The organism is Streptomyces sp. NPDC039609 (assembly GCF_055596705.1).
The window spans coordinates 258,838-284,237 of record NZ_JBVIUJ010000005.1 but is presented as its reverse complement, the minus strand read 5'-3'; the positions used below and the strand labels follow the sequence as shown (position 1 = coordinate 284,237).

Sequence of the window (25,400 nt, the reverse complement as noted above, 5' to 3'; positions counted from 1 at the left end):
TGTCTCCCCCTTGCGGTGGTGGGTGGTCCGGCGCTCCGCCGGCCTTGTGGTCAGACCTTCTCACGCCGAATGATCGAATCGAAGGTTGTTCGATCATTCGGTCGGAACTGTTGACGTTCGATCGAGGCGCGTTCATGATTCCCGGCGACGCCGAAGTCCGCCTCAGGGAGCATCATGCCCACGCCGCCCGAGAACCGTGAGCTCAGTCCGTTCACCGGCTGGACCCGCGCCCACTGGGAGGACACCGCCGACCGTCTCCTCCTCGCCGTACGGCCGTACGCCTCGCCCCGCCACGGACTCCTCGACCTCCCGGGCCCCCGGCCCAGCTGGTCCGGCGCCCGCTCCGACGGCCTCGAAGGCAACGCCCGTACGTTCCTCCTCGCCGCACTCCGCGTCGCGGGCGCCCGGGGCGAGGACCCGCACGGCCACCTCGGCTTTCACGCCGAGGGCCTCGCCGCCGGCACGGAGGCCCCGGGCGGCGACGGCCCCGACTCCTGGCCGCTCCTCACCGACGTACGCCAGGCCGTCGTCGAATCCGCCTCCGTCGCCCTCGGCCTGCGACTGACCCGCCCCTGGCTCTGGGACCGCCTCGACGACGGCACCCGGCAGCGCGTTGTCGAGTGGCTGCTGCCCGCCCTCGAACCCTCCCCGGTCGACAACAACTGGTGGCTCTTCGGCCTCACCGTCGCCGGTTTCCTCCAGGACGCCGGAATCGAGACCGACCGCGCCGCCGCCACCATCGACCGCTCCCTCGACCGCATCGAGAAGTGGCACCTCGGCGACGGCTGGTACAGCGACGGAGACAACCGCGCCTTCGACCACTACAACGCCTGGGCCCTGCACCTCTACCCCGTCCTGCACGCCCACCTCGCCGGCGACCGGGACCTCCTCGACCGCTACGGCCCCCGGTTGCGGCGCCACCTCGACGACTACGCCCACCTCTTCGGCGGTGACGGCGCCCCCCTCCCGTACGGCCGCTCCCTCACCTACCGCTTCGCCGCGGCGGCCGCCCCCTGGCTGGGGGCCCTCACCGGACACACCCCGCTCACCCCCGGCACCACACGCCGCCTCGCCTCCGGCACACTCCGGTACTTCCTCGACCGGGGCGCCACCGACGAGCACGGCCTGCTCACCCTCGGCTGGCACGGCCCGTACGAACCCGTCATCCAGAGCTACTCCGGCCCCGCCTCCCCGTACTGGGCGGCCAAAGGTTTCCTCGGCCTGCTCCTCCCCGCCGACCACCCCGCCTGGACCGACCCCGAGGAACCCCTCCCCGCCGAACGCGCCGACACCGTGCGCCCCGTCGCCCCCGCCGGGCTGCTCATCCAGTCCACCGCCGCCGACGGACTCGTCCGCCTCCACAACCACGGCAGCAACCATGTGAGCAGCGACCCGTCCGGCGCCGACGACTCCGGCTACGCCCGCTACGCCTACTCCACCCGCACCGGCCCCACCACCCCGCCCGACCAGCCCGACAACCACTTCGCCCTGGTCCTCGACGGCAGGGTCACCCGGCGCGGCCCCGCGACCCCCCTGGGCACCGGCCCCGGCTGGGCCGCCTCCCTGCACACCCCGCTCCCCGGCATCCGGATCGTCTCCGCGACCCTGGCCCACGGCCGCGCCGAGGTCCGCGCCCACCTCGTCCTCGGCGCGCCCGACGGAACTCCCGTACGCCAGACCGGCTGGGCGACCACCCCCGAGGGCCCCACGGCCCAACTCCACCCGGTCCACGGCTTTCCACCCGCGGTCGAGCCCGTCGAACTCGCCACCGGCGCCACGCTCCAGGGCGGCCCGGACACCCGTACCGCAGCACTGCACGGCTCCACCAGCGGCCCCGAGAGCCTCTTCGTCACGCTCGCCTCGCTCACGGCCGAGCCCGCACCTGCGCCCGCGTCCACCCTCGCAGCCGTCCAGGTCACGGGCCGCACGCTGCACGTGACCTGGCAGAACGGAACCACGGCCCGAATGGTCCTCGATCCGGAGGACGGGTGACCCCGCGCAGCACACCGGCCCTCGCCGCCCCCGCGGCCCTCGCGCACGGGACGGACGCTGGTTCGGAAACGACGTGTCGGCGGCGTCGGCTCCGAAAACCGGGGCGTACGAGGGCCCGGCGTCGAGCAGCCCCGGACCGGCCCCGGTTCAGTGCCCGGACCGGCGTCGGGCACGCGTCACTTCGGTCCGTACTTGCGGCCCGCCTTGGAGGACACCCCTCCGAGCAGGCCGCGGGGCGCCAGCTTCACCACACCCATCAGTGCCTTGTAGCGGGGGTCCGGGATGGACAGCGTCTTGCCCCGTGCCAGATCGGCCAGCGCCGTCGCCACCAACTTGTCCGCGTCGAGCCACATCCAGCCCGGGATGTTGTCCGTCCCCATCCCGGCTCGCTCGTGGAACTCCGTCCGGACGAAGCCCGGGCAGAGCGCCATCAGCCGCACCCCGGTACCCCCGAGATCCCGCGCCGCGCCCTGGGTGAACTGCACGACCCACGCCTTCGACGCCCCGTACGTGCCACGCGGGACGAAGGCGGCCACCGAGGCCACGTTCACCACCCCGCCCCGACCGCGCGTCCGCATGGACTCCGCCGCCGCCGACGTCAACCGCAGCACCGCCTCGCAGTGCACCGTCAGCATCTTCAACTCGTCGGCCATGGAGACTTCCAGGAACCGGCCCTTGTTGCCGAAACCGGCGTTGTTCACCAGCAGGTCCACGGGTTGTCTCGCATCGGAGAGCCGGGCCTCCACGGCCGCGATGCCCTTCTCGTCGGCCAGATCGGCCGCCAGCACCTCGGCCTCGATGCCGTGGCGGTCGTGCAGTTCGGTCGCCTGCTCGCGCAGCCTCTTCACATCGCGGGCCACGAGCACCACATCGTGACCGTCCGCCGCCAGTCTCCGCGCGAACGCGGCCCCGATGCCCGCTGTCGCGCCCGTAATCAATGCAGTCGTCATACGCGGCACGTTAGTGCCACGCGTGAGCGTGCGGCGTACGGGTCTTTCCGCGGCCCCCGGGCCTGTCCCGAAGCGCCCTGGAATCATCCTTCACGGCCCCGATGCCCGGCTCGGGAGGCCGATCTACGCGCCTGTGCCGTACTTCTCCGCATACGTGCGCGCGACCCGGAGCAGGCCCGACTCCATCCACTCGGCCGCGACCAGGGTGCTCGGCAGCAGCGCGCGTTCGGTGGTCGCGGCCCGGTGCAGGAGCGCGACCGTGACCGCGTGCGGGGGCCGGTGTACGACCGTCACGGCGTCTCCGGCCGCGATCTCGCCCGGCTCGATCACCCGCAGCAGCGCGCCCGGGCCGGCGGTCGACTGCGTGAAGCGGCGGACCCACCCCTTCTCCTGGACAAAGCCCTCGAACGTACGGCAGGGAATGCGGCCGCCCGTCACTTCGAGCACCACGTCCGAACCGATCCGCCAACGCTCCCCGATCAGGGCGCCGTTCACATCGAGCCCGAGCGTGGTGAGGTTCTCGCCGAACGAGCCGTTGGCCAGCGGCCGACCCAGCTCGCGCTCCCAGAGATCCATGTCCTCCCGCGCGAAGGCGGTCACGGCCCGGTCGTCGCCGCCGTGGAAGCGGAGGTCGCACACCGTGTCCCCGGCGAGCCCGCTCGCCCCGACCCCGCGCGCGCTCGGCGCCTCGACCCGTACCCGCCCCTCGACCGGACGCTTGTCGATGCCTGACATTCCCGAGGGGGAGTCGGTGTACGGCACGGCCTGGGCCCGTCCGGCATTCACGCTGATCAGCTTCATGTCGGGCACCCTAGGCCACCTCTCCTCAAAGTCGGGATGGAATATTCGCCGCGAGGTCCAAGACTCGCTTATGCTCGACCTATGATCGAGGCCCGTCATCTCCGCGTCCTGCGCGCCGTCGCCGCGACCGGCTCCTTCTCCGCCGCCGCGCGCGAACTCGGCTGCACCCAGCCCGCTGTGAGCCAGCAGATGAAGGCGCTCGAATCCTCTGCCGGAACGCCCCTGCTGATCCGGACCGGCCGCGAAATGCGGCTCACCCAGGCGGGCGAGGCCCTGGTCAGGCACGCCTCGGGGATCCTCGCGGGCCTCACGGCAGCCGAGGAGGAGGTGGCTGCCATCGCGGGCCTGCGCGCCGGCCGCGTCCGGCTCGTCTCCTTCCCCAGCGGCAGCTCCACCCTCGTCCCCACCGCCCTCGCCGCCCTGCGCGCGGCCCACCCGGGCACCCGCGTCTCGCTCGTGGAGGCCGAGCCGCCGCGCTCGGTGGAGATGCTGCGGGAGGGCGACTGCGACGTGGCCCTGGCCTTCCGCTACGGCGCGGGCCCCGACGAGTGGAACGACCTCGTCGTCCGTCCCCTGCTCGCCGACCGCCTGGTGGGCCTCGTGCCGGAGGCGCACCGGCTCGCCGACGCCGAGTCGGTGGGCATCGCCGAACTGGCCGGCGAGTCCTGGATCGCGGGTTGCCCGCGCTGCCGTCGCCAGCTCGTGGACGTCTGCGAGGAGGCGGGGTTCACCCCGCGCATCGACTTCGCGACCGACGACTACCCGGCCGTGGTCGGACTGGTCGGGGCCGGGCTGGGTGTCGCCGTGCTGCCGGCGCTCGCCATCGAGTCCGTACGCCCCAAGGGTGCCCGGACCGTGGTGGTGGAGCCGGCCGTGGAGCGAGAGATCGTCGCCCTCACGCTGCCGGACCTGGCCCAGGTCCCGGCCGTCGCGGCGACGCTCGACGAGCTGACCCGCGCGGCCACGCGCGCGTAGTTGGGTCTGTGCGGCCACGCGCGCGTGAGCCGCGTCCCCGCGGCCGTACAAGCACCGGGCGGGGCGGCCGTACAAGCACGGGGCGGGCGCACATGTCGTCCGTGAGGCCACACGATTTCTCTGCGCGGCCAGTCCTCTGCGCGGTCGGACGAGTCCTCTGCGCGACCACGCACGCGTAGCGACTCTCGCGCTTGGTCACGCGCGCATGTGCCCGCGGGCGCACCGCGCTCCGTCCGCACCGCACGCCCCCGGGCCGCGTGCGGTGCGGCTCCGTAGGGCCGGGTGGGATGCGGACCCGGCCCGTTCCCTGCACGTGCAGAAACGTTCCTTCAGACCTTCAGGCGCGCCCCACGCCTGCCGAACTCGATGCCGATGCCGTGATCAGGCGGTTGCGGGCTCGTCCCATGAGCTCTTCGCGTTCGTCCTCGGTGAGGCCGCCCCAGACGCCGTAGGGCTCCCGCACGGCGAGTGCGTGTGCCGCGCACTCCGCGCGTACAGGGCACCGCATGCAGACCTCTTTCGCCGAGTTCTCACGCGCACTCCGTGCCGCGCCGCGCTCTCCCTCGGGGTGGAAGAACAGGGAACTGTCGACTCCGCGGCAGGCCGCGAGCAGCTGCCAGTCCCACAGATCGGCGTTGGGTCCGGGAAGGCGGGAGAAATCTGCCATTGCGCTTGTCCCCTTGAAACCGTGTCGAACGGATAGGTGGGCGGGTGGATGGCTGATGATCCGGGGGCCCTTCGCCCCCCATGGGTCTCGCGTACCCGCTCTCACGGGCACGACCCGACCGTACAACTACTATCTAAGTAGATGTAAATATGACTCATTGCGAATCTAGCCACAGACACCGCAAAAAGGGAAGAAAACCCGCTAAATGGGGCATAGCTTCCGGGTGGTGGGCGGGTGACCTGCGTGGCTCTCCTCCGCACACGCTCCCTCACGTAGAGTGCCGAAGGCGGCCGTCCGGCCCGTAACTCTTTCGAGTGACCGTCGTTGAGTGTGCGGAGGCGGTTGAAGGAACAAGCGCTCGGGCAGGTGTCCGAGAGCGTCAACCGCACAGGTGACGATACGTACCAGCCCTGGAGGCTCAAGGTGACGCGCATCAGCTGCGGAGGGCGGCCATGACATCCGTCCTCGTCTGCGACGACTCCCCGCTTGCCCGAGAGGCTCTTCGCCGTGCGGTCGCGACCGTGCCCGGCGTGGAGCGCGTGACCACCGCGGCCAACGGCGAGGAAGTCCTCCGCCGCTGGGGCGCGGACCGCTCGGACCTGATTCTGATGGACGTACGCATGCCCGGTCTGGGCGGCGTGGAGACCGTCCGCCGGCTGCTGTCCGCGGACCCCGGCGCCCGCATCATCATGCTCACGGTCGCGGAGGACCTGGACGGTGTCGCGCTCGCGGTCGCCGCCGGTGCCCGTGGCTATCTGCACAAGGACGCCTCGCGCGCCGAGCTGCGGGCCACGGTCACCCAGGCTCTCGCCGATCCGACCTGGCGGCTCGCGCCGCGCCGGCTGCGGTCGGCCGAGATGGGTGCGGCGCCGACGCTCACCGCGCGTGAGATCCAGGTGCTGGAGGGCATGAGCCACGGCCGGTCGAACGCGGAGATCGGGCGCGAGCTCTTCCTCTCCGAGGACACGGTCAAGACCCACGCCCGACGTCTGTTCAAGAAGCTGGGCGCATCGGACCGGGCGCACGCCGTCGCCCTCGGTTTCCGCTGGGGTCTGGTCCGTTAGTCGAAGCCCTGCCGCGGCGGCCTCGTGTCCCCGCTGCGGCAGCGGAGTCCGGCCCCGCGGCGGGAGCGCTCGTATCGGCGCTGCGGAGCACGTTGGTGGGCCCGGCGGGAGCGCTCGTATCCCGGCACGGGTCCCGCTGTGGGGCAGCCCGCGCCGCCGCTGAGGGGCGGCGTGCGTCCCCGTGCGGAGTGGCTGCCGCCCCTGCGGTGGAGCTGCTCCCGGTCCCGCGGTGGAACGGCTTCCACCCCCGCGGTGGAGCTGCTTGTGTTTCCCCGTGTGGAACCGCTTATGGGCCCGCTGTGGAGCAGCTTGTGTCACTTACGCGCGGGATGCCGCATCCTTGAGGGTGTGGAGTTCCTCGGGGACGAGTCGATCGAGCGGGAGGGGAGGGCGCAGGAGATGAGTTCCAGCGCGCCTACTCATAACGCTTCGGTGCACAACTACGAACGCGGTGCCGCGAATTCTCAGGCGTCAAGGCACCATGGAGCGATGCGCGACGACGAGACCACGGTGATCGGTGCACTCGTTCACCGTGCCGTCGAGGGCGACGAGCAGGCCACGCACGACCTTCTGGCGCGTGTGCACCCGCTCGCCCTGCGCTATTGCCGGACGCGGCTGAACCGGTTGCCCGGTGATGCTCGCCACTTTGTCGAGGACCTCGCGCAGGAGGTCTGTGTCGCCGTCCTGATGGCGCTGCCGCGCTACAAGGACACGGGCAGGCCGTTCGAGGCCTTCGTCTTCGCCATCGCCGGACACAAGGTCGCCGATCTGCAGCGGGCCGCGATGCGGCACCCGGGCTCGACGGCCGTGCCCTCCGACGAGATGCCGGAGCGGCCCGACGACTCCCTCGGCCCGGAAGAACGTGCGCTGCTCAGCGACGATGCCGAATGGGCCAAGAAGCTGCTGGCCAATCTGCCGGAGAACCAGCGGGAGCTGCTGGTGCTGCGGGTGGCAGTCGGGCTCACCGCGGAGGAGACCGGGCAGATGCTCGGGATGTCTCCGGGGGCTGTGCGGGTGGCGCAGCACCGCGCGCTCAGCCGACTGCGCGCACTGGCCGAGCAGTAAGGGTCGGCGGGGGCGGGTGGCCCTCACGTATACGTACGAACGTCCAAAGCTGCTCTCTGATCTTGATCGTGGAATGAGACACCGTCGAGGCCCGTTAGCATGGACATCCGCACCGATCAAGGCCATTTGGGGAAGGTGTCATGACTGTCTACGTCGACGGAGTGCCCGAGAAATTCGCGACACTCGGGCTCACATACGACGACGTGCTGCTGCTGCCGGGCGCGTCCGACATGGCGCCCGACCAGATCGACACCTCCTCGTACATCTCGAAGAACGTGCGGGTGAACATCCCGCTGCTCTCCGCCGCGATGGACAAGGTCACCGAGTCCCGCATGGCGATCGCCATGGCGCGACAGGGCGGCGTGGGTGTCCTGCACCGCAATCTCTCGATCGCCGACCAGGCGAACCAGGTCGACCTGGTGAAGCGCTCCGAGTCCGGCATGGTCACCGACCCGATCACGGTGAACCCCGACGCGACGCTCGGCGAGGCCGACGCGATCTGCGCCAAGTTCCGCATCAGCGGTGTCCCGGTGACCGACGCGGCGGGCAAGCTGCTCGGCATCGTCACCAACCGCGACATGGCCTTCGAGACGGACCGCAGCCGCCAGGTGCGCGAGGTCATGACCCCGATGCCGCTGGTCACGGGCAAGGTCGGCATCTCCGGCGTCGACGCCATGGAGCTGCTGCGCCGCCACAAGATCGAGAAGCTGCCGCTGGTCGACGACTCGGGCATCCTCAAGGGCCTGATCACGGTCAAGGACTTCGTCAAGGCGGAGAAGTACCCGAACGCGGCCAAGGACAAGGAAGGCCGCCTGCTCGTCGGCGCGGCCGTCGGTGTCGCCGGTGACGCGTACGAGCGCGCCCAGGCGCTGATCGAGGCAGGCGTCGACTTCATCGTCGTCGACACCGCGCACGGTCACTCCAGGCTGGTCGGCGACATGGTCGCCAAGATCAAGTCGAACTCCGCCGTCGACGTCATCGGCGGCAACATCGCGACCCGTGACGGCGCCCAGGCGCTGATCGACGCCGGTGTGGACGGCATCAAGGTCGGTGTCGGCCCCGGCTCCATCTGCACCACCCGTGTGGTCGCCGGTATCGGCGTCCCGCAGGTCACCGCCATCTACGAGGCGTCCCTCGCCGCGAAGGCGGCCGGCGTGCCGGTCATCGGCGACGGCGGCCTGCAGTACTCCGGCGACATCGCCAAGGCCCTCGTGGCCGGTGCCGACACGGTGATGCTCGGCTCGCTGCTCGCGGGCTGCGAGGAGTCCCCGGGTGAGCTGATGTTCATCAACGGCAAGCAGTTCAAGTCGTACCGCGGCATGGGTTCGCTCGGCGCGATGCAGTCCCGTGGCGAGCAGCGCTCCTTCTCCAAGGACCGCTACTTCCAGGAGGGCGTCGCCTCCGACGAGAAGCTCGTGCCCGAGGGCATCGAGGGCCAGGTGCCGTACCGCGGCCCGCTGTCCGCGGTCGTCCACCAGCTGGTCGGCGGGCTGCGTCAGTCGATGTTCTACGTCGGCGGCCGTACCGTTCCTGACCTTCAGGCGAACGGCCGGTTCGTCCGGATCACCTCGGCGGGCCTCAAGGAGAGCCACCCGCACGACATCCAGATGACCGTCGAGGCGCCGAACTACAGCAGGAAGTAACAGAGCGCGACGCGTGGGGCGGTTCCGGCATGTGGCCGGAACCGCCCCACGCGCTTGTGTCGGGGATACTGGTAGGCGCAGACGTAGAGGGAAAGGCCACACATCGTGACTGAGATCGAGATCGGGCGCGGCAAGCGCGGCCGCAGGGCGTACGCGTTCGACGACATCGCCGTCGTACCGAGCCGGCGCACCCGGGACCCGAAGGAGGTCTCGATCGCCTGGCAGATCGACGCCTACCGCTTCGAGCTCCCCTTCCTGGCCGCCCCCATGGACTCGGTCGTATCGCCGCAGACCGCGATCCGCATCGGTGAGCTGGGCGGCCTGGGCGTGCTGAACCTCGAGGGTCTGTGGACCCGGTACGAGGACCCGCAGCCGCTGCTCGACGAGATCGCGGAGATGGACGAGGCGACCGCGACGCGCCGTCTGCAGGAGATCTACGCCGCCCCGATCAAGGAAGAGCTGATCGGGCAGCGCATCAAGGAGGTGCGCGACTCGGGCGTGGTCACCGCCGCCGCGCTCTCCCCCCAGCGCACCGCGCAGTTCTCGAAGGCCGTCGTCGACGCCGGCGTGGACATCTTCGTCATCCGCGGCACCACGGTCTCCGCCGAGCACGTCTCGGGCGCGGCCGAGCCGCTGAACCTCAAGCAGTTCATCTACGAGCTCGACGTCCCGGTCATCGTCGGCGGCTGCGCCACGTACACCGCGGCCCTGCACCTGATGCGCACCGGCGCGGCCGGTGTCCTGGTCGGCTTCGGCGGCGGCGCGGCGCACACCACGCGCAACGTGCTCGGCATCCAGGTCCCGATGGCGACCGCGGTCGCCGATGTCGCCGCGGCCCGCCGCGACTACATGGACGAGTCCGGCGGCCGGTACGTCCACGTCATCGCCGACGGCGGCGTGGGCTGGTCCGGCGACCTGCCGAAGGCGATCGCCTGCGGTGCCGACTCGGTCATGATCGGCTCCCCGCTGGCCCGTGCCACGGACGCGCCGGGCAAGGGCCACCACTGGGGCATGGAGGCCGTCCACGAGGACGTGCCGCGAGGCAAGCTGGTCGACCTGGGCATCGTCGGCACGACCGAGGAGATCCTCACCGGTCCGTCGCACACCCCGGACGGCTCGATGAACTTCTTCGGCGCCCTGCGCCGCGCGATGGCGACGACGGGCTACAGCGAGCTCAAGGAGTTCCAGCGCGTCGAGGTCACGGTCGCGGACGCGCAGCACAAGCGCTGACGTTCTTCCGTCGTACGAAGAGGGGCCCCGCACCGGGTGGTGCGGGGCCCCTCTTCGTGGGCGCTGTTACCGGGCGCCCTTCTTCGTGCCCGCGAACGCGGCGAACGCGGCGAGCGCGAAGAACAGGAGCGTCATGAAGTCACTGCTCTCGTTCCAGGCCTCCGTCAGAAGAGCGAAGTCGTTGAAGATGAGGTCGGTGGCGGAGGTGTCCAGCGCCTTGCCGACGATGATCGAGATCGCCAGAAGCTGACCGAGGTAGACGGCCCCGAGGGACAGCGCAGCGCTGACGACCGGCAGGGCCGGGTTGGCGCCGCCGACCTTGCCGGCGGCGAAGCCGACGAGGAGGCCGACGCCCACGGCGGCGTAGCCGATCTCCCGGTCGACGGCCCCGGCGAGACCGCCGTAGAGGCCCGCGCCGACGAGAGCCGCGACCAGGGCGGCGACGAGGCCGAGGCCCACGTTGTTGCGTGCCGGCGCCGGCGGCGGGGCGGCCGGGTACGGGGTGGGCGCGGCGCCGTCGGCGAAGGGGTTGCCGGGCGGCGGAACGGGCTGAGACTTGGTGCTGATCCCCCCAGGGACACGTGCGCACGGATGTGCGACCGAAGAGACCGGAGACTAACAGTCCGCTCCGACACGCCGCCTCCGGTAATTCAGAGGCGGTGCGCCGCGCCCGCCGGCGTGGCGCCGCGGGTGTCCAGCAGCAGTTGGGCCTTCACCGCGAGGCCCTGGAGGTCGTAGGTGCGGTGGTGTTGCAGAAGGACCGTCAGGTCGGCGTGGGCGGCGGCCTCGTAGAGCGAGTCCGCGCGGGGGACCGGGAGGTCGCGGACACGCCAGTCCGGGACAAGGGGGTCGTGGTAGCTGATCACCGCGCCCAGGTCCACCAGGCGCCGGGCGATCTCGTCGGCGGGCGAGCCCTGACGGTCGGCGAGATCGGGTTTGTACGTGATCCCCAGCAGAAGGACCCGCGCGCCTCGGGCCGACTTGCCGTGCTCGTTGAGGAGGGTGGCGCAGCGCTGGATGACGTACTGCGGCATCCGTTCGTTGACCTGGCCGGCCAGTTCGACCATGCGGAGGGGGCGGTGGGTGCCGATGGTGTCGACGGGGACGCCGTGGCCGCCCACCCCGGGGCCGGGACGGAAGGCCTGGAAGCCGAAAGGCTTGGTCTCGGCGCAGCGGATCACGTCCCAGAGGTCGACCCCGAGTTCGTGGCACAGCACCGCCATCTCGTTGACGAGGGCGATGTTGACGTGCCGGAAGTTGGTCTCGAGCAGCTTGACGGTCTCGGCCTCGCGCGGGCCACGCGCGCGTACCACCTTGTCGGTGAGCCGGCCGTAGAAGGCGGCGGCGGACTCCTGGCAGGCGGAGGTGAGGCCGCCGATGACCTTGGGGGTGCCGGCGAAGCCCTGGGCACGGTTTCCGGGGTCGAGTCGGCCGGGGGAGTACGCGAGGTGGAAGTCGCGTCCCGCGCGCAGCCCCGAGCCCTCCTCCAGGAGGTCCCGCAGCACACCTTCGGTGGTGCCGGGTGGGACGGGTGACTCCAGCAGGACCGTCGTGTGGGGGCGCAGCTTGGCGGCGAGGGCGCGGGCGGCGTCGGCGACGGCGGTCAGGTCGAGTGTGCGGTCGGGGCCGAGTGGGGTCGGGGCGCAGATGACGGCCGTGCGGACCCGTCCGAGTTCGGCGGGGTTGGTCGTGGGCCGGAAGCCCCCCGAGAGCATCCGGCGGATCTCCGACGCGGAGAGCGAGCCGTCGACGGGCGGGCGGCCGGCGGCGAGTTCGGTCACGGGGCGCGGGTCGGTGTCGTAGCCGATGGTGTCGATGCCGGCGGCGATGGCGGCCTGGGCGAGGGGGAGTCCGAGGTGGCCGAGGCCGATGACGGCGAGATCAGCGGGCATGAAGGGTGGGCCGTCCTTCCCAGTAGCCGGAGGGGACGAGATGCGCAACCCCGGTGGACAGAACGGGTTGAGCGCAATGTCAGACTAGGCGTAAATATGACCGATATGTGGCATTGCGGGGTCGAAGGTTGCCGAGTGTTATCCACAGGCGGTGGCTGAAGTCGGAGGGCCGGGACAGAATCGAGTCTGTGAGCCCGACCACGCGGGGGGACGACGGGAGGCAGCGGTGAGGACAGCGACACTGGGACCCGCCGAGCGCGCCGAAGCGCTCGCGGGGATGGCCGAGCGCGAGCTGGACGTGTTGGTCGTGGGCGCCGGAGTGGTCGGCGCCGGGACCGCGCTCGACGCGGCCACGAGAGGCCTCTCGACCGGCCTCGTGGAGGCCCGGGACTGGGCGTCCGGCACGTCCAGCCGGTCGAGCAAGCTCATCCACGGCGGCCTGCGCTATCTCGAGATGCTGGACTTCGCGCTGGTACGGGAGGCGCTGAAGGAGCGCGGGCTGCTCCTGGAGCGGCTCGCACCCCACCTGGTGAAGCCGGTGCCCTTCCTCTACCCCTTGCAGCACAAGGGCTGGGAGCGGCTCTACGCGGGCTCGGGCGTCGCGTTGTACGACGCGATGTCCGTCTCCTCGGGCCACGGCCGCGGCCTTCCGATCCACCGCCATCTCTCCCGGCGCAACGCACTGCGGGTGGCGCCCTGTCTGAAGAAGGACTCCCTGGTCGGGGCGTTGCAGTACTACGACGCCCAGATGGATGACGCCCGTTTCGTCGCCACGCTCGTGCGGACCGCCGCGAGTTACGGCGCGAAGGTCGCCAGCCGCGCGCGAGTGATCGGCTTCCTGCGCGAGGGCGAGCGGGTCGTCGGAGCGCGCGTCCAGGACGTGGAGGCCGGCGGGGAGTACGAGATCCGGGCCAAGCAGCTCGTGAACGCGACCGGGGTGTGGACGGACGACACCCAGGCGCTCATCGGGGAGCGGGGGCAGTTCCATGTAAGGGCATCGAAGGGCATCCACCTGGTGGTGCCCAAGGACCGGATTCACTCGAATACCGGACTGATCCTGCGGACCGAGAAGTCCGTGCTGTTCGTGATCCCGTGGGGGCGGCACTGGATCGTGGGCACGACGGACACCGACTGGGACCTGGACAAGGCCCACCCGGCCGCGTCCAGCGCCGACATCGACTATCTCCTGGAGCATGTGAACAGCGTCCTGGCGGTGCCGCTCACCAGGGACGACGTCCAGGGGGTCTACGCAGGGCTGCGGCCTCTGCTGGCGGGTGAGTCGGACGCCACGAGCAAGCTCTCGCGCGAGCACACCGTCGCGCACCCGGTCCCCGGCCTCGTGGTGGTGGCCGGCGGCAAGTACACGACCTACCGCGTGATGGCCAAGGACGCCGTGGACGAGGCCGTCCACGCCCTCGACCAGCGGGTCGCGGCCTGCGTCACCGAGGACATCCCGCTCCTGGGCGCCGAGGGATACAAGGCGCTGTGGAACGCGCGGGCCAGGATCGCCGCGCGGACCGGCCTTCATGTGGTGCGTGTCGAGCATCTGCTGAACCGGTTCGGGGCGCTGACGGAGGAGATCCTGGAGCTCATCGCCGCCGACCCGAGTCTCGCCGAACCGCTGACCGGGGCCGAGGACTATCTGCGCGCCGAGGTGGTCTACGCGGCCTCCCACGAAGGCGCCCGGCACCTCGACGACGTACTGACCCGGCGCACCCGGATCTCGATCGAGACCTTCGACCGGGGGACGCGCAGCGCCCGGGAGTGCGCGGAATTGATGGCGCCGGTGCTGGGCTGGGACGAGAACCAGATCGAGAAGGAGATCGAGCACTACGACAAGCGGGTGGAGGCGGAGCGGGAGTCGCAGCGGCAGCCGGACGACCTGACGGCGGACGCTGCTCGGCTCGGAGCTCCGGACATCGTTCCGATCTGACGCACCGGCAGAAGTGGTCCTCAGGTGGGGCTCCTTGGGGGAGGTTGCGGCATTCTGTTCGTACGGACGGGGAACCCGAGAGGGGCGCCTCGGCGTCGGGTGCCATGGTGGGAGCGCTTTCCTCCGGGGCCGTCCGCTCGGAGTGCGGACCCGGGATCGGTATCGGTCCCTGAGTGAGAGACAATGAGCTCTCTTCCAGGGTGGGTTACCGCATCGCGCGGGAAGCGGCGGACGCGGGCGGAGATCAGGGATCGCAGAGGGGACGCATGTCGGAGGCGGAGCAGTCGCGGGACACGGCGCGGGACCCTCGGCGGGACGCCGCAGCGGGTGCCGGAACCGACGGCGACCGAGGTGTGGTTCCAGCGGCGCGTGAGGCGGAGCCGGATGTGACGTCCGGTAAGGATTCGGCCACGTCGGCCGAGTCCGCCGGGACCGGTGGCACGGCAGGGGTCGAGGCCGGCTCGAAGCCCGAGGGCGGGGCGGCCGAGGACGCTGCGTCGAAGGGCGGCGTGCCCAAGGCCGTGGCGCCTGAGGACAAGGCGGCCGAGGACGACGCACCCAAGGCGGACGTGCCCAAGGCGGACGTGCCCAAGGACGCGGCGCCCAAGGACGCGCCCAAGGCCGATGCGCCTGTGCTCAAGAAGGCCGGGGGCGCGGGGCGCTCCGGGGCGGTGGGGAGCGCGACGGCGACGGCCGAGGGGCGTCTGCTGGCCGGGCGGTACCGGCTGGGCGTGGTGCTCGGGCGCGGTGGCATGGGCACGGTGTGGCGTGCGGTCGACGAGACCCTCGGACGCACCGTCGCCGTCAAGGAACTGCGGTTCCCCAACAGCATCGACGAGGAAGAGAAGCGACGCCTCATCACCCGGACCCTGCGCGAGGCCAAGGCCATCGCCCGGATCCGTAACAACGGCGCCGTGACCGTCTACGACGTCGTCGACGAGGACGACCGTCCCTGGATCGTCATGGAGCTCATCGAGGGCAAGTCCCTCGCCGACGCCGTGCGCGAGGACGGCACGCTCACCCCGCACCGCGCCGCCGAGGTCGGCCTCGCGATCCTCGACGTGCTGCGCTCCGCGCACCGCGAGGGCATCCTGCACCGCGACGTGAAGCCGTCCAACGTGCTGATCGCCGAGGACGGCCGGGTCGTCCTCACCGACTTCGGCATCGCCCAGGTGGAGGGCGACCCGTCGATCACCTCCACCGGCATGCTCGTCGGCGCCCCCTCGTACATCTCGCCCGAGCGGGCCCGCGGCCACAAGCCCGGCCCCGCCGCCGACATGTGGTCGCTGGGCGGACTGCTGTACGCGAGCGTCGAGGGCAGCCCGCCGTACGACAAGGGCTCCGCGATCGCGACGCTCACGGCCGTGATGACGGAGTCCGTCGATCCGCCGAAGAACGCGGGGCCGCTCCTGGAGAAGGTCATCTACGGCCTGCTCGCCAAGGACCCCGCCCAGCGCCTCGACGACGCGGGTGCCCGGGTGCTGCTGCGGGCCGTGCTCGACGCACCCGTCCCCGAGCCCGAGCCGTCGCCGGAGGCCACCCGGGTGGTGCCGCTTCCGCCGGTCCCGCCCACGCCGCCGTTCGCCCCGTCCTCCACGAAGGAGAAGGGCGCCGAGGCGGCCGCCGACCGTATGCGCGGGGCGCTGAGGTCCGTACGGAACGCGGCCGTCGCTGCGAAGCCCGAGCAGAAGGCCAAGCCGAAGCCGGACCCGCTCCAGGGCGGGAACCGGCCGGCGCAGCCGCGGGCCTCGCTCACGGACGTCGTGCCTCGCCGAACCCTGGTGATCATCGCCGCGGTCGTGGTCCTGGCCCTCCTCGGCACGATCCTGGCCGTCGCGCTGAACGGCGACGAGGACGGCAAGGACAACAAGGGCGGCGGCAAGGGCACCGGGGACAAGGTGACCTCGGCCGGTGCCACGGCCGGGAACGGCGACGGCCAGAACCAGGGCACGACGCCGAACCCCGACCAGCAGGGCGGTGACCAGCCCGATGGCTCGGGCTCCGGTTCCGGTTCGGGCGAGCAGAGCGGCACGCCCTCCGGGGCGCCGGACACCGCCGCGCCCGGAACGGGTGGCGCGCAGCTGCCCGCCGGCTACACGATGGTGACCAACGACCGGTTCCACTTCACCATGGCGATGCCGACCTCCTTCCGGCTCAACGGCATCGCCGGGCGGAACTCGGGCGGGATATTCAACGCCAACGGTGGCTACCCGCGTGTCCAGGTCGACTTCAACAGCAGCCCCAAGGACGACGCGGCCAGTGCGTGGTCCGCTGCCATGGTCGGCGTCGCCGCCACCAGCAACGGATACCGGCACATCGGCATCACGCCCGTCTCGTACAAGGGATACCCGACCGTCGCCGACTGGGAGTTCGAGCGCACCGAGAAGGGCATGAAGGTCCGGGTACTGAACCGGGGCTTCAAGGTGGACGCCAAGCGCGGTTACTCGATCATGATCAGCTGCAAGGCGGACGAATGGGACGCCCCCGCGTGCAAGACGCTGCGGGACACGGCGTTCGCCACGTTCAGCCCCAAGGACTGACCGGCGCCACGTATCGTGAGAGGTCGCGGACCGTACGCAGTCGAACAGAGTCGTTAACTGCACAGGCCCGGACCGGAATTGACGGTTTCGCGCGATCCGTGGGATCCAAGGAGCTGAACGGGATCCCACGGGGTAGGTGGGGCCAGGGGGACAGCGCGCTCGGTGGGGAGGCGTCGTGGACGACTACGCGGGAAGGGTGCTCGCCGAGCGCTACCGCCTGCCTCTGTCTCCCTCGGACGCGCACGAGCTCGTGGAGACGCGAGCCTTCGACACCTACAGCGGGCAGGAAGTCCGCGTGCGGCAGGTGCCGTTGCCCGAGGTGGTCGACGCCGAGTTCCTCGACGCGGACGGCTCCGGCTACCGGCCGGACCGCGACCACGGCGGGGCGACGCGCAGGCCGGCCGACCCCGCGGTGCGGCGCGCCGTCGAGGCGGCGCAGGCCGCCGCGCAGATCCCCGACCACCCGCGCCTCGACCAGGTCTTCGACGTGTTCGCGGAGGCCGGCTCGCTGTGGATAGTGAGTGAACTGGTCGGGGCCAGGCCGCTGGCCGCGCTGCTCGCCGAGCGCCCGCTCAGCCCGTACCGCGCGGCCGAGATCGGCTCCGACGTGCTGACCGCCCTGCGTGCCCTCCACGCGCACGGCTGGACCCACCGGAACATCACCGCCCGGACCGTGCTCGTCTGCGACGACGGCCGCGTGGTGCTGACCGGCCTGGCGGCCGGTGCGGCCGAGGAGGCCCTGTGCGGTTACGCACCGGTGCCGCCGGCCGAGGAGGACGAGCGCGGGGCCGGTGCCGGCCACCCGCCCCCGTACGAGGAGCGACCCGCGGTCGGGCCCCCGTACGAGGAGCGACCCGCGGTCGGTCCCTCGTACGGGGATCGACCCGCGGTCGGGCCCTCTGCCGAGGGGGAACCCGAGCCGGACACGGTCGTCCCCGACGCACGTGGACGTGCGGAGATCGAGGCGGGCTCGCGACCCGAACTGCCGGGAGCGGGACCGGCCGCGGGAGACGTACGGGCCGCCCGCGCGGGTGCCATCGCCGCCTACCGGGCGGGGGCGCGCGCCGCGGCGCGGACCGGCGACACCGGGGCCGTCCCGGTCCAGCGCCCGACCCCCGAGCCGGAGCCCGACCCCGAAGGGGCGCCCGCGCTTCCCACGGCTCCCGCCCAGGGCCTGAGCCCGGAGCCGCAGTGGTGGTCCCAGGCAGCGGACGAGGACGACGAGGACGACACCGACGACGAGTACCCGGCCCCGTACCGGAAGGGGTACGGGACTGAAGGCGGCGAGCCGCCGCGCGCGTTGCTCGCCGGATCCTGGAGCGACGGCCCCCATGCCTCGCGCGACAGCTCCGGCCCCGTCCCCGCGGGCGGCGGCTCCACTCCCGGCCCGGCGCTCCCCGCCCTCCCGGCCGGCTACACCCCCGCGCCCGCCCCCAAGCCGCCCGTACCCGTACCGGCACCCGCCTCCGGAAGCTGGGGCGATGCCGAGGCGACCGGTCCCGCGAGCGTCTACCGCGGCCCGGCCACCCGCCTCGCGGGCGAGCGGGCCCGCCAGGCCCGGATCGCGGTCGTCGGCGCCGTCACCGAACGCTGGGCGCCCGAACAGGCGGGACCGGTCCACGAGAACTGGCGGCTCGCCCCGCCCATCGGCCCCGCCACCGACCTCTGGGCGCTCGGCGCGTTGCTCTACCGCGCGGTCCAGGGCCACGCTCCGTACCCCGAGGACAACGCCGCCGAGCTCGTCCAGCTCGTCTGCGCCGAGCCCCCCGCCTTCGCCGAGGAGTGCGGCCCGCTGCGCCCGGTCGTCGAGTCCCTGTTGCGCCAGGACCCCACCGAGCGGCCCGACTTCGAGGAGCTGAGCGGCTGGCTGCGCTCCCTCGTACGGTCGGCCCCGGAGCCCGAGGCCGGCCTGGGGATCGTGCCGCTGCCCGCCGTGGACGCGACCCGTCTGCCCGTCGTGCGCCGACGCGGTGAGCTGGTGCGCAGGCGCCGCGGAGGAGCGGCCGGTGGCCGCCATCGCCACCGGAAGGGCAAGGAGCCCCGAGGCGTACGCCCCGACCGCCGTGCGGAACACCGCCCCGACCCCCGGGAAGTTCGTCGTGCCGAGCAGCGTCACGACTTCCGCCAGGAGTACTTCCACGAGGAGCTCCCGCAGCGCGCACCGCGTGCCCCCCGCGCTCCGCGCACGACCGGCGGCGCCCGTTCCCCGCGCTCCCTCGGGCGTACGCTCCTGCTCCTCGTCTTCCTGCTGCTCGCAGGCGCGGTCGCGTACGCCGTGATGTTCATGCCCAAGGAAGGCGCCGAGGGCGAACAGCCCGCCGGCCGCCCCTCGAACCGGCCCGCCGGACTGCAGCCCACGGGCCCGTCCGCCCCGCCCACCACTCGGAGCCCCAGGCCGAGTGCCGAGAAGACGACCCCGCCGCCCGCCGACCCCAGCACACCCGCCCTCGCCGCCGGGTACACCCTGCGCAAGGACCCGGAGGGCTTCCAGATCGGTGTCGCCAAGGAGTGGCGTCGCAGCCCGATCAACGACGCCGGACAGGTTCGCTACACCGGCGGCGATTTCACCCTCATCGTCGTCCCCGGCCGGGACACCGTGCAGGCCAACGGCTCCGACCCGATGGCGTACCAGCGCACCAAGGAGCGCGAGCTCCAGCCGTGGCGGGACTCCTCCTGGTCCAGCGCCTCGGGGCTGCGCAGGATCGATGTCGGCCAGCAGGCCATGGCGGTGGGTCAGTTCACCTGGCAGGACACCACCGGGCGCGATGTCTTCGTCCGCAACCTCGCCCTGATCCACGAAGGGCGCTACCACGTGGTGCAGGTCATCGGTCCGGAGAGCGAACGGGACAAGGTGTCGGAGATCTACGACCAGGCAGTGAAGGCGTACCGGGCGACGCGCTGACCTCGCACCGAAGGCCCCGATTCCGGGCGGGACGACCCTCACAAACGTGGCTGAAAACCGCTGGTCCCCGTCGGCCTGGTCACAGTGCTGTTCCTTTGCCCGCCCCGATGTTCCGTACCCCGTCTCTCCCTCCGTAACCTGGAATCCGAAGGAACAGGCGGGGGACAGTGGAACATTCACAGAGTGCGGACACCGCGGCGGGGCTCCTGCTCGCCGGTCGCTACCGGTTGGCCGAGACCATCGGCCGTGGTGGCATGGGCAAGGTCTGGCGGGCGCACGACGAAGTACTGCACCGGGTGGTGGCGGTCAAGGAGTTGACGGCGGGTCGGTTCGTCGCCGAGGCCGACCGGCTGGTTCTCCATGCCCGTACGCAGAAGGAGGCCCGGGCCGCGGCCCGGATCACGCACCCGGGCGTGGTCACCGTGCACGACGTGCTGGAGCACGACGACCGGCCGTGGATCGTGATGCAGTACGTCGACGGGCCCTCGCTCGCGGACGCCGCGAAGGAGGCCGGCAGTCTCGAGCCCCGCGAGGCGGCCCGGGTCGGCCTGCACGTCCTCGGCGCCCTGCGCGCCGCGCACGCCGCGGGCGTCCTGCACCGCGACGTCAAACCCGGCAACGTCCTGCTGGCCCGCGACGGCCGGGTCCTGCTCACCGACTTCGGCATCGCCGCGATCGAGGGCGACTCCACGATCACCCGGACCGGTGAACTCGTCGGCTCCATCGACTATCTGGCGCCCGAGCGGGTACGGGGCGGGGACCCCGGCCCGGCCTCCGACCTCTGGTCGCTGGGCGCGACGCTGTACACGGCGGTGGAGGGGACTTCCCCGTTCCGGCGGACCTCGCCCATCAGCACCATGCAGGCCGTGGTGACCGAGGAGCCGCCGCACCCGGGCAAGGCCGGCCCGCTGGCCCCCGTCATCGTCGCCCTGCTCCGCAAGGACCCGGCGGACCGCCCGCGTGCGGACGAGGCCGAGCGGATGCTGCTCGACGCCATGGAGGGCCGTACCCCCCAGGCCGCGCAGGCATACGTACCGACGCAGCGGGTGGGCCCGCAGGAGCTGGTCTCCGCGACCGCTCAGCTCCCGGCGCAGCACGACCCCGCTCCCACGGCCACCCCCGTCTCCACCCCCACCCTCGTGCCCCGGCCCGGAGCGCCCGAGCCCAAGGGCCGTGGTCGGTGGCGGTCGGCGGTGCTGGCGGCCGTTCTCGCCGGCGTGGTCGCCGGCGGAGCCGTCTTCGCCGCCCTGCAGTACTCCGGCGGAGGCGGCAAGGACGGGGGCACCGGTCACAGCGCGCAGCCCGAGGTGACCAGGCCCGCCAAGGACGCCCTCCCGGCCGGCTGGCACCGCGTCGAGGACCTCAAGGGCTTCAGCCTGGCGGTGCCCAAGGGCTGGAAGCGCCAGACGGAGGGCGACAGCATCGACTACACGCCGGACAACGGACGCCACCGGATCCGGATCAGCATCGACCCCACGCCCGACTTCGAGAACCCGTACATGCACGTGCTGGACCTGGAGAAGACGCTCAAGAAGCGCATGAACTACAAGCGGATCAAGCTGAACCAGAACACCTACCGCGACCAGGTCCGCTCCGCCCGATGGGAGTTCACCTGGTACGAGAAGCAGGAGTTCCCGGGCCCGAGGCACGCCATCGACCAGTTGTACTTCACGGACGACGGCACCGAGTACGCCATCTACATGGCCTCGCCGGAGTCGAGCTGGGAGACCACCCGGGAACAGTTCGACATCGTCCTGCAGCACTGGCGGGCGCCGGGCGACTGACCGGGCCGGAAATCCGCGAAATCGCCCTCCCGCCGCCGTAAGCCCCTGATCAGGGCTTATGTGCCAGCGATCGCTGGCGCGATTGTGCGCACCCGGTGAAAACGCGTTACCGACGGGTACCCAAAGACCGGAATGCGGCCTACTCTCGCCCTCATGACGGACTCGCAGGCACTCACCGCCCCGGCCCCCGCCGCCACCGGCACGAACCCCCTCGCGCCCTCGCCGGCCGGTGCCCGCACCGCCGCCGACGTGGTCACGCCGGAGGTGGTCGCCCAGCTCACCCGCGGAGTCGTCGGCTCCGGCCGCACCGCGAACCACACCCCGTTCACCGGGGAGAAGCTGGCCGAGCTGCCCGAGTCCACCCCCGAGGACGTTGCCGAGGCGTTCGCCCGCGCCCGCGTCGCCCAGGGCGCCTGGGCCGCGACCCCCGTCAAGGCCCGCGCGGCCGTCCTGCTCCGCTTCCACGACCTGGTCCTCGAACGCCAGGCGGAGGTCCTCGACCTCATCCAGCTGGAGACCGGCAAGGCCCGTCTGCACGCCCACGAAGAGGTCCTCGCCGTCGCGGTCGCCGCCCGCCACTACGGCCGCAAGGCCCCCTCCTACCTGCGCCCCAAGCACCACACCGGTGTCGTACCGACCCTCACCAAGGTCACCGAGCTGCGCCAGCCGCGCGGCGTCGTCGGCCAGATCGCGCCCTGGAACTACCCCCTGGAGCTGTCGGTCGGCGACGCGCTGCCCGCCTTCGTCTCGGGCAACGCGGTCGTGATGAAGCCGGACACCGAGACGGCGCTGACCGCCCTGTGGGCCCGTGACCTGCTCATCGAGGCCGGGCTGCCCGCCGAGGTCTTCCAGGTCGTCATCGGCGAGGGACCGGTCGTCGGCCCCGAGGTCGTCAAGCACGCCGACTACGTCTCCTTCACCGGCTCCACCCGCACCGGCCGCGAGGTCGCCCAGGGCGCCGCGGCCCGGCTCGTCGGCGTGACCCTGGAGCTCGGCGGCAAGAACGCCATGCTGGTCCTCAAGGACGCCGACATCGAGAAGGCGGCCGCCGGTGCCGTCCGCGCCTGCTTCTCCTCCGCCGGACAGCTCTGCATCTCCATCGAGCGCCTGTACGTCCACGAGTCGGTCGCCGACGACTTCGTCGCCCGCTTCGCCGCCCGCACCAAGGCGATGCGGCTCGGCAACTCCCTCTCCTACGGTGCCGACATGGGCTCGCTCGTCGGCGAGCGGCAGCTGGAGACGGTCACCAAGCACGTCGAGGAGGCCGTCGCCAAGGGCGCCAAGCTGGTCGCCGGCGGTGTCGCCCGCCCCGACATCGGCCCGCTCTTCTACGAGCCGACCATCCTCGACGGCGTCGAGGCCCCGATGGCCGTCTGCACCGAGGAGACCTTCGGCCCCGTCGTCTCCATCTACCGCTTCAAGGACGAGGACGAGGTCGTCGAGCTGGCCAACGGCACTCCGTACGGCCTCAACTCCTCGGTCTGGACGAAGGACTCGCGACGCGGCCACGCCGTCGCCGCCCGGCTGCGCACCGGCACCGTCAACATCAACGAGGGCTACGCGCCCGCCTACGGCAGCGTCCAGGCACCGATGGGCGGGATGAAGGACTCCGGGCTCGGCAGGCGCCACGGCTCGGAGGGCATCCTCAAGTTCACCGAGGCCCAGACCGTGGCCCAGCAGCGGCTGATCCCGCTCGCACCCTCCTTCGGGATGGACGACGAGAAGTACGCCGCCTTCATGAGCCTGTCCCTGAAGGCGATGAAGGCCCTGCGCCTGCGCTGACAGCACTGCCCGATTCCGCACCTTTTCGTACGAGGAGAGCCATGACCGCGGTACCCCCATCCCAAAATCGGGAGCAGGAAGAGGACGAGACGTACGACTACGACGTCATCGTCGTCGGCTCCGGCTTCGGCGGCTCGGTCACGGCCCTGCGTCTCACGGAGAAGGGCTACCGGGTCGGCGTCCTGGAGGCGGGCCGTCGTTTCAGGCGCGCCGATCTGCCGAAGAACTCCTGGGACCTGAAGAACTTCCTCTGGGCCCCGGCCCTCGGTCTCTACGGCATCCAGCGCATCCACCTGCTCGGCAACGTCATGGTGCTGGCGGGAGCCGGCGTGGGCGGCGGCTCGCTCAACTACGCCAACACCCTCTACGTACCGCCCGCGCCGTTCTTCAACGACCCGCAGTGGAAGAACATCACAGACTGGCAGGAGGAGCTGGCGCCCTACTACGACCAGGCCAAGCGGATGCTGGGCGTCCGGCTCAACCCGACGACGACCCCCTCGGACGTCCATCTGAAGGCCACCGCGCAGGCCATGGGGATCGGCGACACCTTCCACATGGCACCGGTCGGCGTCTTCTTCGGCGACGGCGACGATGCCGACGGTACGGCCAAGGCGAAGCCCGGCACCGAGGTCGCCGACCCGTACTTCGGCGGTGTGGGGCCGTCCCGCAACGCGTGCACCGAGTGCGGCGAGTGCATGACGGGCTGCCGCCACGGCGCCAAGAACACCCTCAACGAGAACTATCTCTACCTCGCCGAGAAGGCGGGCGCCGTCGTCCACCCGATGACCTCGGTCGTCGCCCTCACCGAGGACTCGCGGGGCGGCTTCGCCGTCAAGACCCTGCCCACCGACGACAAGAAGAAGGGGAAGGGCCGGACCTTCACGGCCCACCGGGTCGTCGTCGCGGCCGGCACGTACGGCACGCAGTCGCTGCTGCACCGGATGAAGGACACCGGGCTGCTGCCCCGGATCTCGGGCCGGCTGGGCGATCTGACGCGTACCAACTCCGAGGCGCTGGTCGGCGCGCAGACCACGGACCGGCGCTACCGCAAGAAGCACGGCGCGGAGAAGGCCGACTTCACGCGCGGAGTCGCGATCACCTCCTCGATCCACCCGGACGAGAACACCCACATCGAACCGGTCCGCTACGGCAAGGGCTCCAACGCCATGGGCGGCATGACGATCCTCCAGGTGCCCTACGGCGCGCACCGGGTACGGAACTGGCTCCTCCAGATGGCGAAGCACCCCACGCTCGCGATGCGGGCCCTCTCCAACCGCCGCTGGTCGGAGCGGACCATCATCGGTCTCGTCATGCAGTCCCTCGACAACTCCCTGACGACCTTCCGCAAGCCCGGCGGCCTCGGCAAGGGTCTCCTCACGGCCCGCCAGGGCCACGGCGCGCCCAACCCGAACCAGATCCCGGAGGCGACCCGGGCGGCTTCCCTGCTCGCCGAGGAGATCAACGGCTTCGCGGGCTCCAACATCGGCGAGCTGATGGGCACCCCGCTCACCGCGCACTTCCTGGGCGGCTGCCCGATCGGCGCCGATGCCGAGTCCGGTGTCATCGACCCGTACCACCGGCTCTTCGGACACCCGGGCATCTCGGTCGTCGACGGAGCGGCCGTCTCGGCCAACCTCGGGGTCAACCCTTCGCTGACGATCACGGCCCAGGCGGAGCGTGCGATGTCCTTCTGGCCGAACAAGGGCGAGGAGGACCCGCGGCCGGCTCAGGGGGCGGAGTACGCGCGCCTGACGGCGGTCGCCCCGAAGGCCCCGGCGGTCCCGGCGGACGCCTTCGGCGCGCTGAAGCTGCCGTTCCTGGGAATGCCGGCCGTCCCGCCGAAGAAGTCGTAGCGACAGAAGCAGGACATGGAAGAGGCGCTGCACCCCCCTCCGAGTGCAGCGCCTCTCCAGCTTCTGGGTGGTGCTGCATACATGACCTGTGGCCACGGGGATTGGTTGTAGGCGACGGACGGAAATGTCATGTGACGCGCGTCACGCCGGAGATTTCATGCGCAAGGGCCCCGCTGCGCGATTCCGGTCGCGCGGCGGGGCCCTTGGAGATCGGCACCGGTGTCAGGGCAGCGGCGGTGCCGAGGGGAGCGGCGCCGGGGGTTTGCGCCGCGTGTGTGGTGAGGAGGTGCGGTGGGACAGGGGGTGGGGTGTGGGTGTCTCGCATCG

Annotated in this window: 17 protein-coding genes; 12 read left to right on the top strand and 5 right to left on the bottom strand. The window is 71.6% G+C overall.

Annotated elements, in window-relative coordinates; all coding sequences use genetic code 11:
- Positions 1 to 174 precede the first annotated feature (174 nt).
- Positions 175 to 1,992 carry a DUF2264 domain-containing protein gene (locus ACZ561_RS16530; protein WP_470995111.1) on the top strand — a complete coding sequence of 606 codons (1,818 nt, stop codon included), beginning with the start codon at positions 175 to 177 and terminating at the stop codon, positions 1,990 to 1,992.
- A 176-nt stretch (positions 1,993 to 2,168) separates the two neighbouring features.
- Here ACZ561_RS16530 and ACZ561_RS16525 read toward each other — a convergent pair whose 3' ends face one another.
- Together ACZ561_RS16525 and ACZ561_RS16520 are read right to left on the bottom strand one after the other, a co-directional pair.
- A complete protein-coding gene (locus ACZ561_RS16525; RefSeq protein WP_470995108.1) occupies positions 2,169 to 2,942 on the bottom strand; it encodes an SDR family NAD(P)-dependent oxidoreductase in 774 nt (257 codons plus the stop codon).
- A gap of 123 nt (positions 2,943 to 3,065) precedes the next feature.
- Complete coding sequence (locus tag ACZ561_RS16520) at positions 3,066 to 3,743, bottom strand: MOSC domain-containing protein (RefSeq protein WP_470995105.1); 678 nt, start codon at positions 3,741 to 3,743, stop codon at positions 3,066 to 3,068.
- A gap of 81 nt (positions 3,744 to 3,824) precedes the next feature.
- On the opposite strand from ACZ561_RS16520, the gene ACZ561_RS16515 reads away from it, so the two are divergent.
- Positions 3,825 to 4,718: a LysR family transcriptional regulator gene (locus ACZ561_RS16515; protein ID WP_470995102.1), complete on the top strand. Its 894-nt coding sequence runs from the start codon at positions 3,825 to 3,827 to the stop codon at positions 4,716 to 4,718.
- Positions 4,719 to 5,055: 337 nt separating this feature from the next.
- Here the strand turns inward: ACZ561_RS16515 and ACZ561_RS16510 are convergent, their stop codons facing one another.
- Positions 5,056 to 5,385 (bottom strand): WhiB family transcriptional regulator, encoded by a 330-nt coding sequence (locus ACZ561_RS16510; RefSeq protein ID WP_329117047.1) that lies wholly within the window; start codon positions 5,383 to 5,385, stop codon positions 5,056 to 5,058.
- A 452-nt stretch (positions 5,386 to 5,837) separates the two neighbouring features.
- On the opposite strand from ACZ561_RS16510, the gene ACZ561_RS16505 reads away from it, so the two are divergent.
- The 4 genes from ACZ561_RS16505 to ACZ561_RS16490 all read left to right on the top strand — a co-directional run bounded on the left by ACZ561_RS16505 (position 5,838) and on the right by ACZ561_RS16490 (position 10,387).
- Complete coding sequence (locus ACZ561_RS16505) at positions 5,838 to 6,449, top strand: response regulator transcription factor (protein ID WP_003948568.1); 612 nt, start codon at positions 5,838 to 5,840, stop codon at positions 6,447 to 6,449.
- 489 nt (positions 6,450 to 6,938) lie between these two features.
- Positions 6,939 to 7,514: a sigma-70 family RNA polymerase sigma factor gene (locus ACZ561_RS16500; protein ID WP_137993884.1), complete on the top strand. Its 576-nt coding sequence runs from the start codon at positions 6,939 to 6,941 to the stop codon at positions 7,512 to 7,514.
- A gap of 140 nt (positions 7,515 to 7,654) precedes the next feature.
- Complete coding sequence (guaB, locus tag ACZ561_RS16495; protein WP_376436575.1) at positions 7,655 to 9,157, top strand: IMP dehydrogenase; 1,503 nt, start codon at positions 7,655 to 7,657, stop codon at positions 9,155 to 9,157.
- A 105-nt stretch (positions 9,158 to 9,262) separates the two neighbouring features.
- Positions 9,263 to 10,387: a GuaB3 family IMP dehydrogenase-related protein gene (locus tag ACZ561_RS16490; protein WP_376436577.1), complete on the top strand. Its 1,125-nt coding sequence runs from the start codon at positions 9,263 to 9,265 to the stop codon at positions 10,385 to 10,387.
- Positions 10,388 to 10,453: 66 nt separating this feature from the next.
- Here the strand turns inward: ACZ561_RS16490 and ACZ561_RS16485 are convergent, their stop codons facing one another.
- The gene (locus ACZ561_RS16485) at positions 10,454 to 10,846 is read right to left on the bottom strand and encodes a hypothetical protein (RefSeq protein WP_470995096.1); all 393 of its coding nucleotides are present in this window, start codon (positions 10,844 to 10,846) and stop codon (positions 10,454 to 10,456) included.
- Positions 10,847 to 11,037: 191 nt separating this feature from the next.
- Positions 11,038 to 12,279, bottom strand: a complete 1,242-nt coding sequence (locus ACZ561_RS16480; protein ID WP_470995093.1) for a nucleotide sugar dehydrogenase — start codon at positions 12,277 to 12,279, stop codon at positions 11,038 to 11,040.
- Between the two features lie 226 nt (positions 12,280 to 12,505).
- On the opposite strand from ACZ561_RS16480, the gene ACZ561_RS16475 reads away from it, so the two are divergent.
- The 6 genes from ACZ561_RS16475 (at position 12,506) to ACZ561_RS16450 (ending at position 25,073) form a co-directional block, all read left to right on the top strand.
- Positions 12,506 to 14,212 (top strand): glycerol-3-phosphate dehydrogenase/oxidase, encoded by a 1,707-nt coding sequence (locus ACZ561_RS16475; RefSeq protein WP_470995090.1) that lies wholly within the window; start codon positions 12,506 to 12,508, stop codon positions 14,210 to 14,212.
- 266 nt (positions 14,213 to 14,478) lie between these two features.
- On the top strand, positions 14,479 to 16,752 hold the full coding sequence (locus ACZ561_RS16470; RefSeq protein ID WP_470995087.1) for a serine/threonine-protein kinase: 2,274 nt from the start codon (positions 14,479 to 14,481) through the stop codon (positions 16,750 to 16,752).
- A gap of 175 nt (positions 16,753 to 16,927) precedes the next feature.
- Complete coding sequence (locus ACZ561_RS16465) at positions 16,928 to 19,654, top strand: protein kinase (RefSeq protein ID WP_470995084.1); 2,727 nt, start codon at positions 16,928 to 16,930, stop codon at positions 19,652 to 19,654.
- Between the two features lie 167 nt (positions 19,655 to 19,821).
- Positions 19,822 to 21,438 (top strand): serine/threonine-protein kinase, encoded by a 1,617-nt coding sequence (locus ACZ561_RS16460; RefSeq protein WP_470995081.1) that lies wholly within the window; start codon positions 19,822 to 19,824, stop codon positions 21,436 to 21,438.
- A 153-nt stretch (positions 21,439 to 21,591) separates the two neighbouring features.
- Positions 21,592 to 23,220, top strand: a complete 1,629-nt coding sequence (locus ACZ561_RS16455) for a succinic semialdehyde dehydrogenase (RefSeq protein WP_470995078.1) — start codon at positions 21,592 to 21,594, stop codon at positions 23,218 to 23,220.
- Between the two features lie 41 nt (positions 23,221 to 23,261).
- Positions 23,262 to 25,073 carry a GMC oxidoreductase gene (locus ACZ561_RS16450; RefSeq protein WP_470995075.1) on the top strand — a complete coding sequence of 604 codons (1,812 nt, stop codon included), beginning with the start codon at positions 23,262 to 23,264 and terminating at the stop codon, positions 25,071 to 25,073.
- The last annotated feature ends 327 nt before the right edge of the window (positions 25,074 to 25,400 follow it).

Excerpts from the sequence above, each read along its gene's own strand:
- ACZ561_RS16500 (WP_137993884.1), top strand. The coding sequence starts at position 6,939 with ATGCGCGACGACGAGACCACGGTGATCGGTGCACTCGTTCACCGTGCC.
- ACZ561_RS16510 (WP_329117047.1), bottom strand. The coding sequence starts at position 5,385 with ATGGCAGATTTCTCCCGCCTTCCCGGACCCAACGCCGATCTGTGGGAC.
- guaB (WP_376436575.1), top strand. The coding sequence starts at position 7,655 with ATGACTGTCTACGTCGACGGAGTGCCCGAGAAATTCGCGACACTCGGG.
- ACZ561_RS16525 (WP_470995108.1), bottom strand. The coding sequence starts at position 2,942 with ATGACGACTGCATTGATTACGGGCGCGACAGCGGGCATCGGGGCCGCG.
- ACZ561_RS16455 (WP_470995078.1), top strand. The coding sequence starts at position 21,592 with ATGACGGACTCGCAGGCACTCACCGCCCCGGCCCCCGCCGCCACCGGC.
- ACZ561_RS16450 (WP_470995075.1), top strand. The coding sequence starts at position 23,262 with ATGACCGCGGTACCCCCATCCCAAAATCGGGAGCAGGAAGAGGACGAG.
- ACZ561_RS16505 (WP_003948568.1), top strand. The coding sequence starts at position 5,838 with ATGACATCCGTCCTCGTCTGCGACGACTCCCCGCTTGCCCGAGAGGCT.
- ACZ561_RS16520 (WP_470995105.1), bottom strand. The coding sequence starts at position 3,743 with ATGAAGCTGATCAGCGTGAATGCCGGACGGGCCCAGGCCGTGCCGTAC.
- ACZ561_RS16530 (WP_470995111.1), top strand. The coding sequence starts at position 175 with ATGCCCACGCCGCCCGAGAACCGTGAGCTCAGTCCGTTCACCGGCTGG.
- ACZ561_RS16480 (WP_470995093.1), bottom strand. The coding sequence starts at position 12,279 with ATGCCCGCTGATCTCGCCGTCATCGGCCTCGGCCACCTCGGACTCCCC.
- ACZ561_RS16470 (WP_470995087.1), top strand. The coding sequence starts at position 14,479 with ATGTCGGAGGCGGAGCAGTCGCGGGACACGGCGCGGGACCCTCGGCGG.
- ACZ561_RS16515 (WP_470995102.1), top strand. The coding sequence starts at position 3,825 with ATGATCGAGGCCCGTCATCTCCGCGTCCTGCGCGCCGTCGCCGCGACC.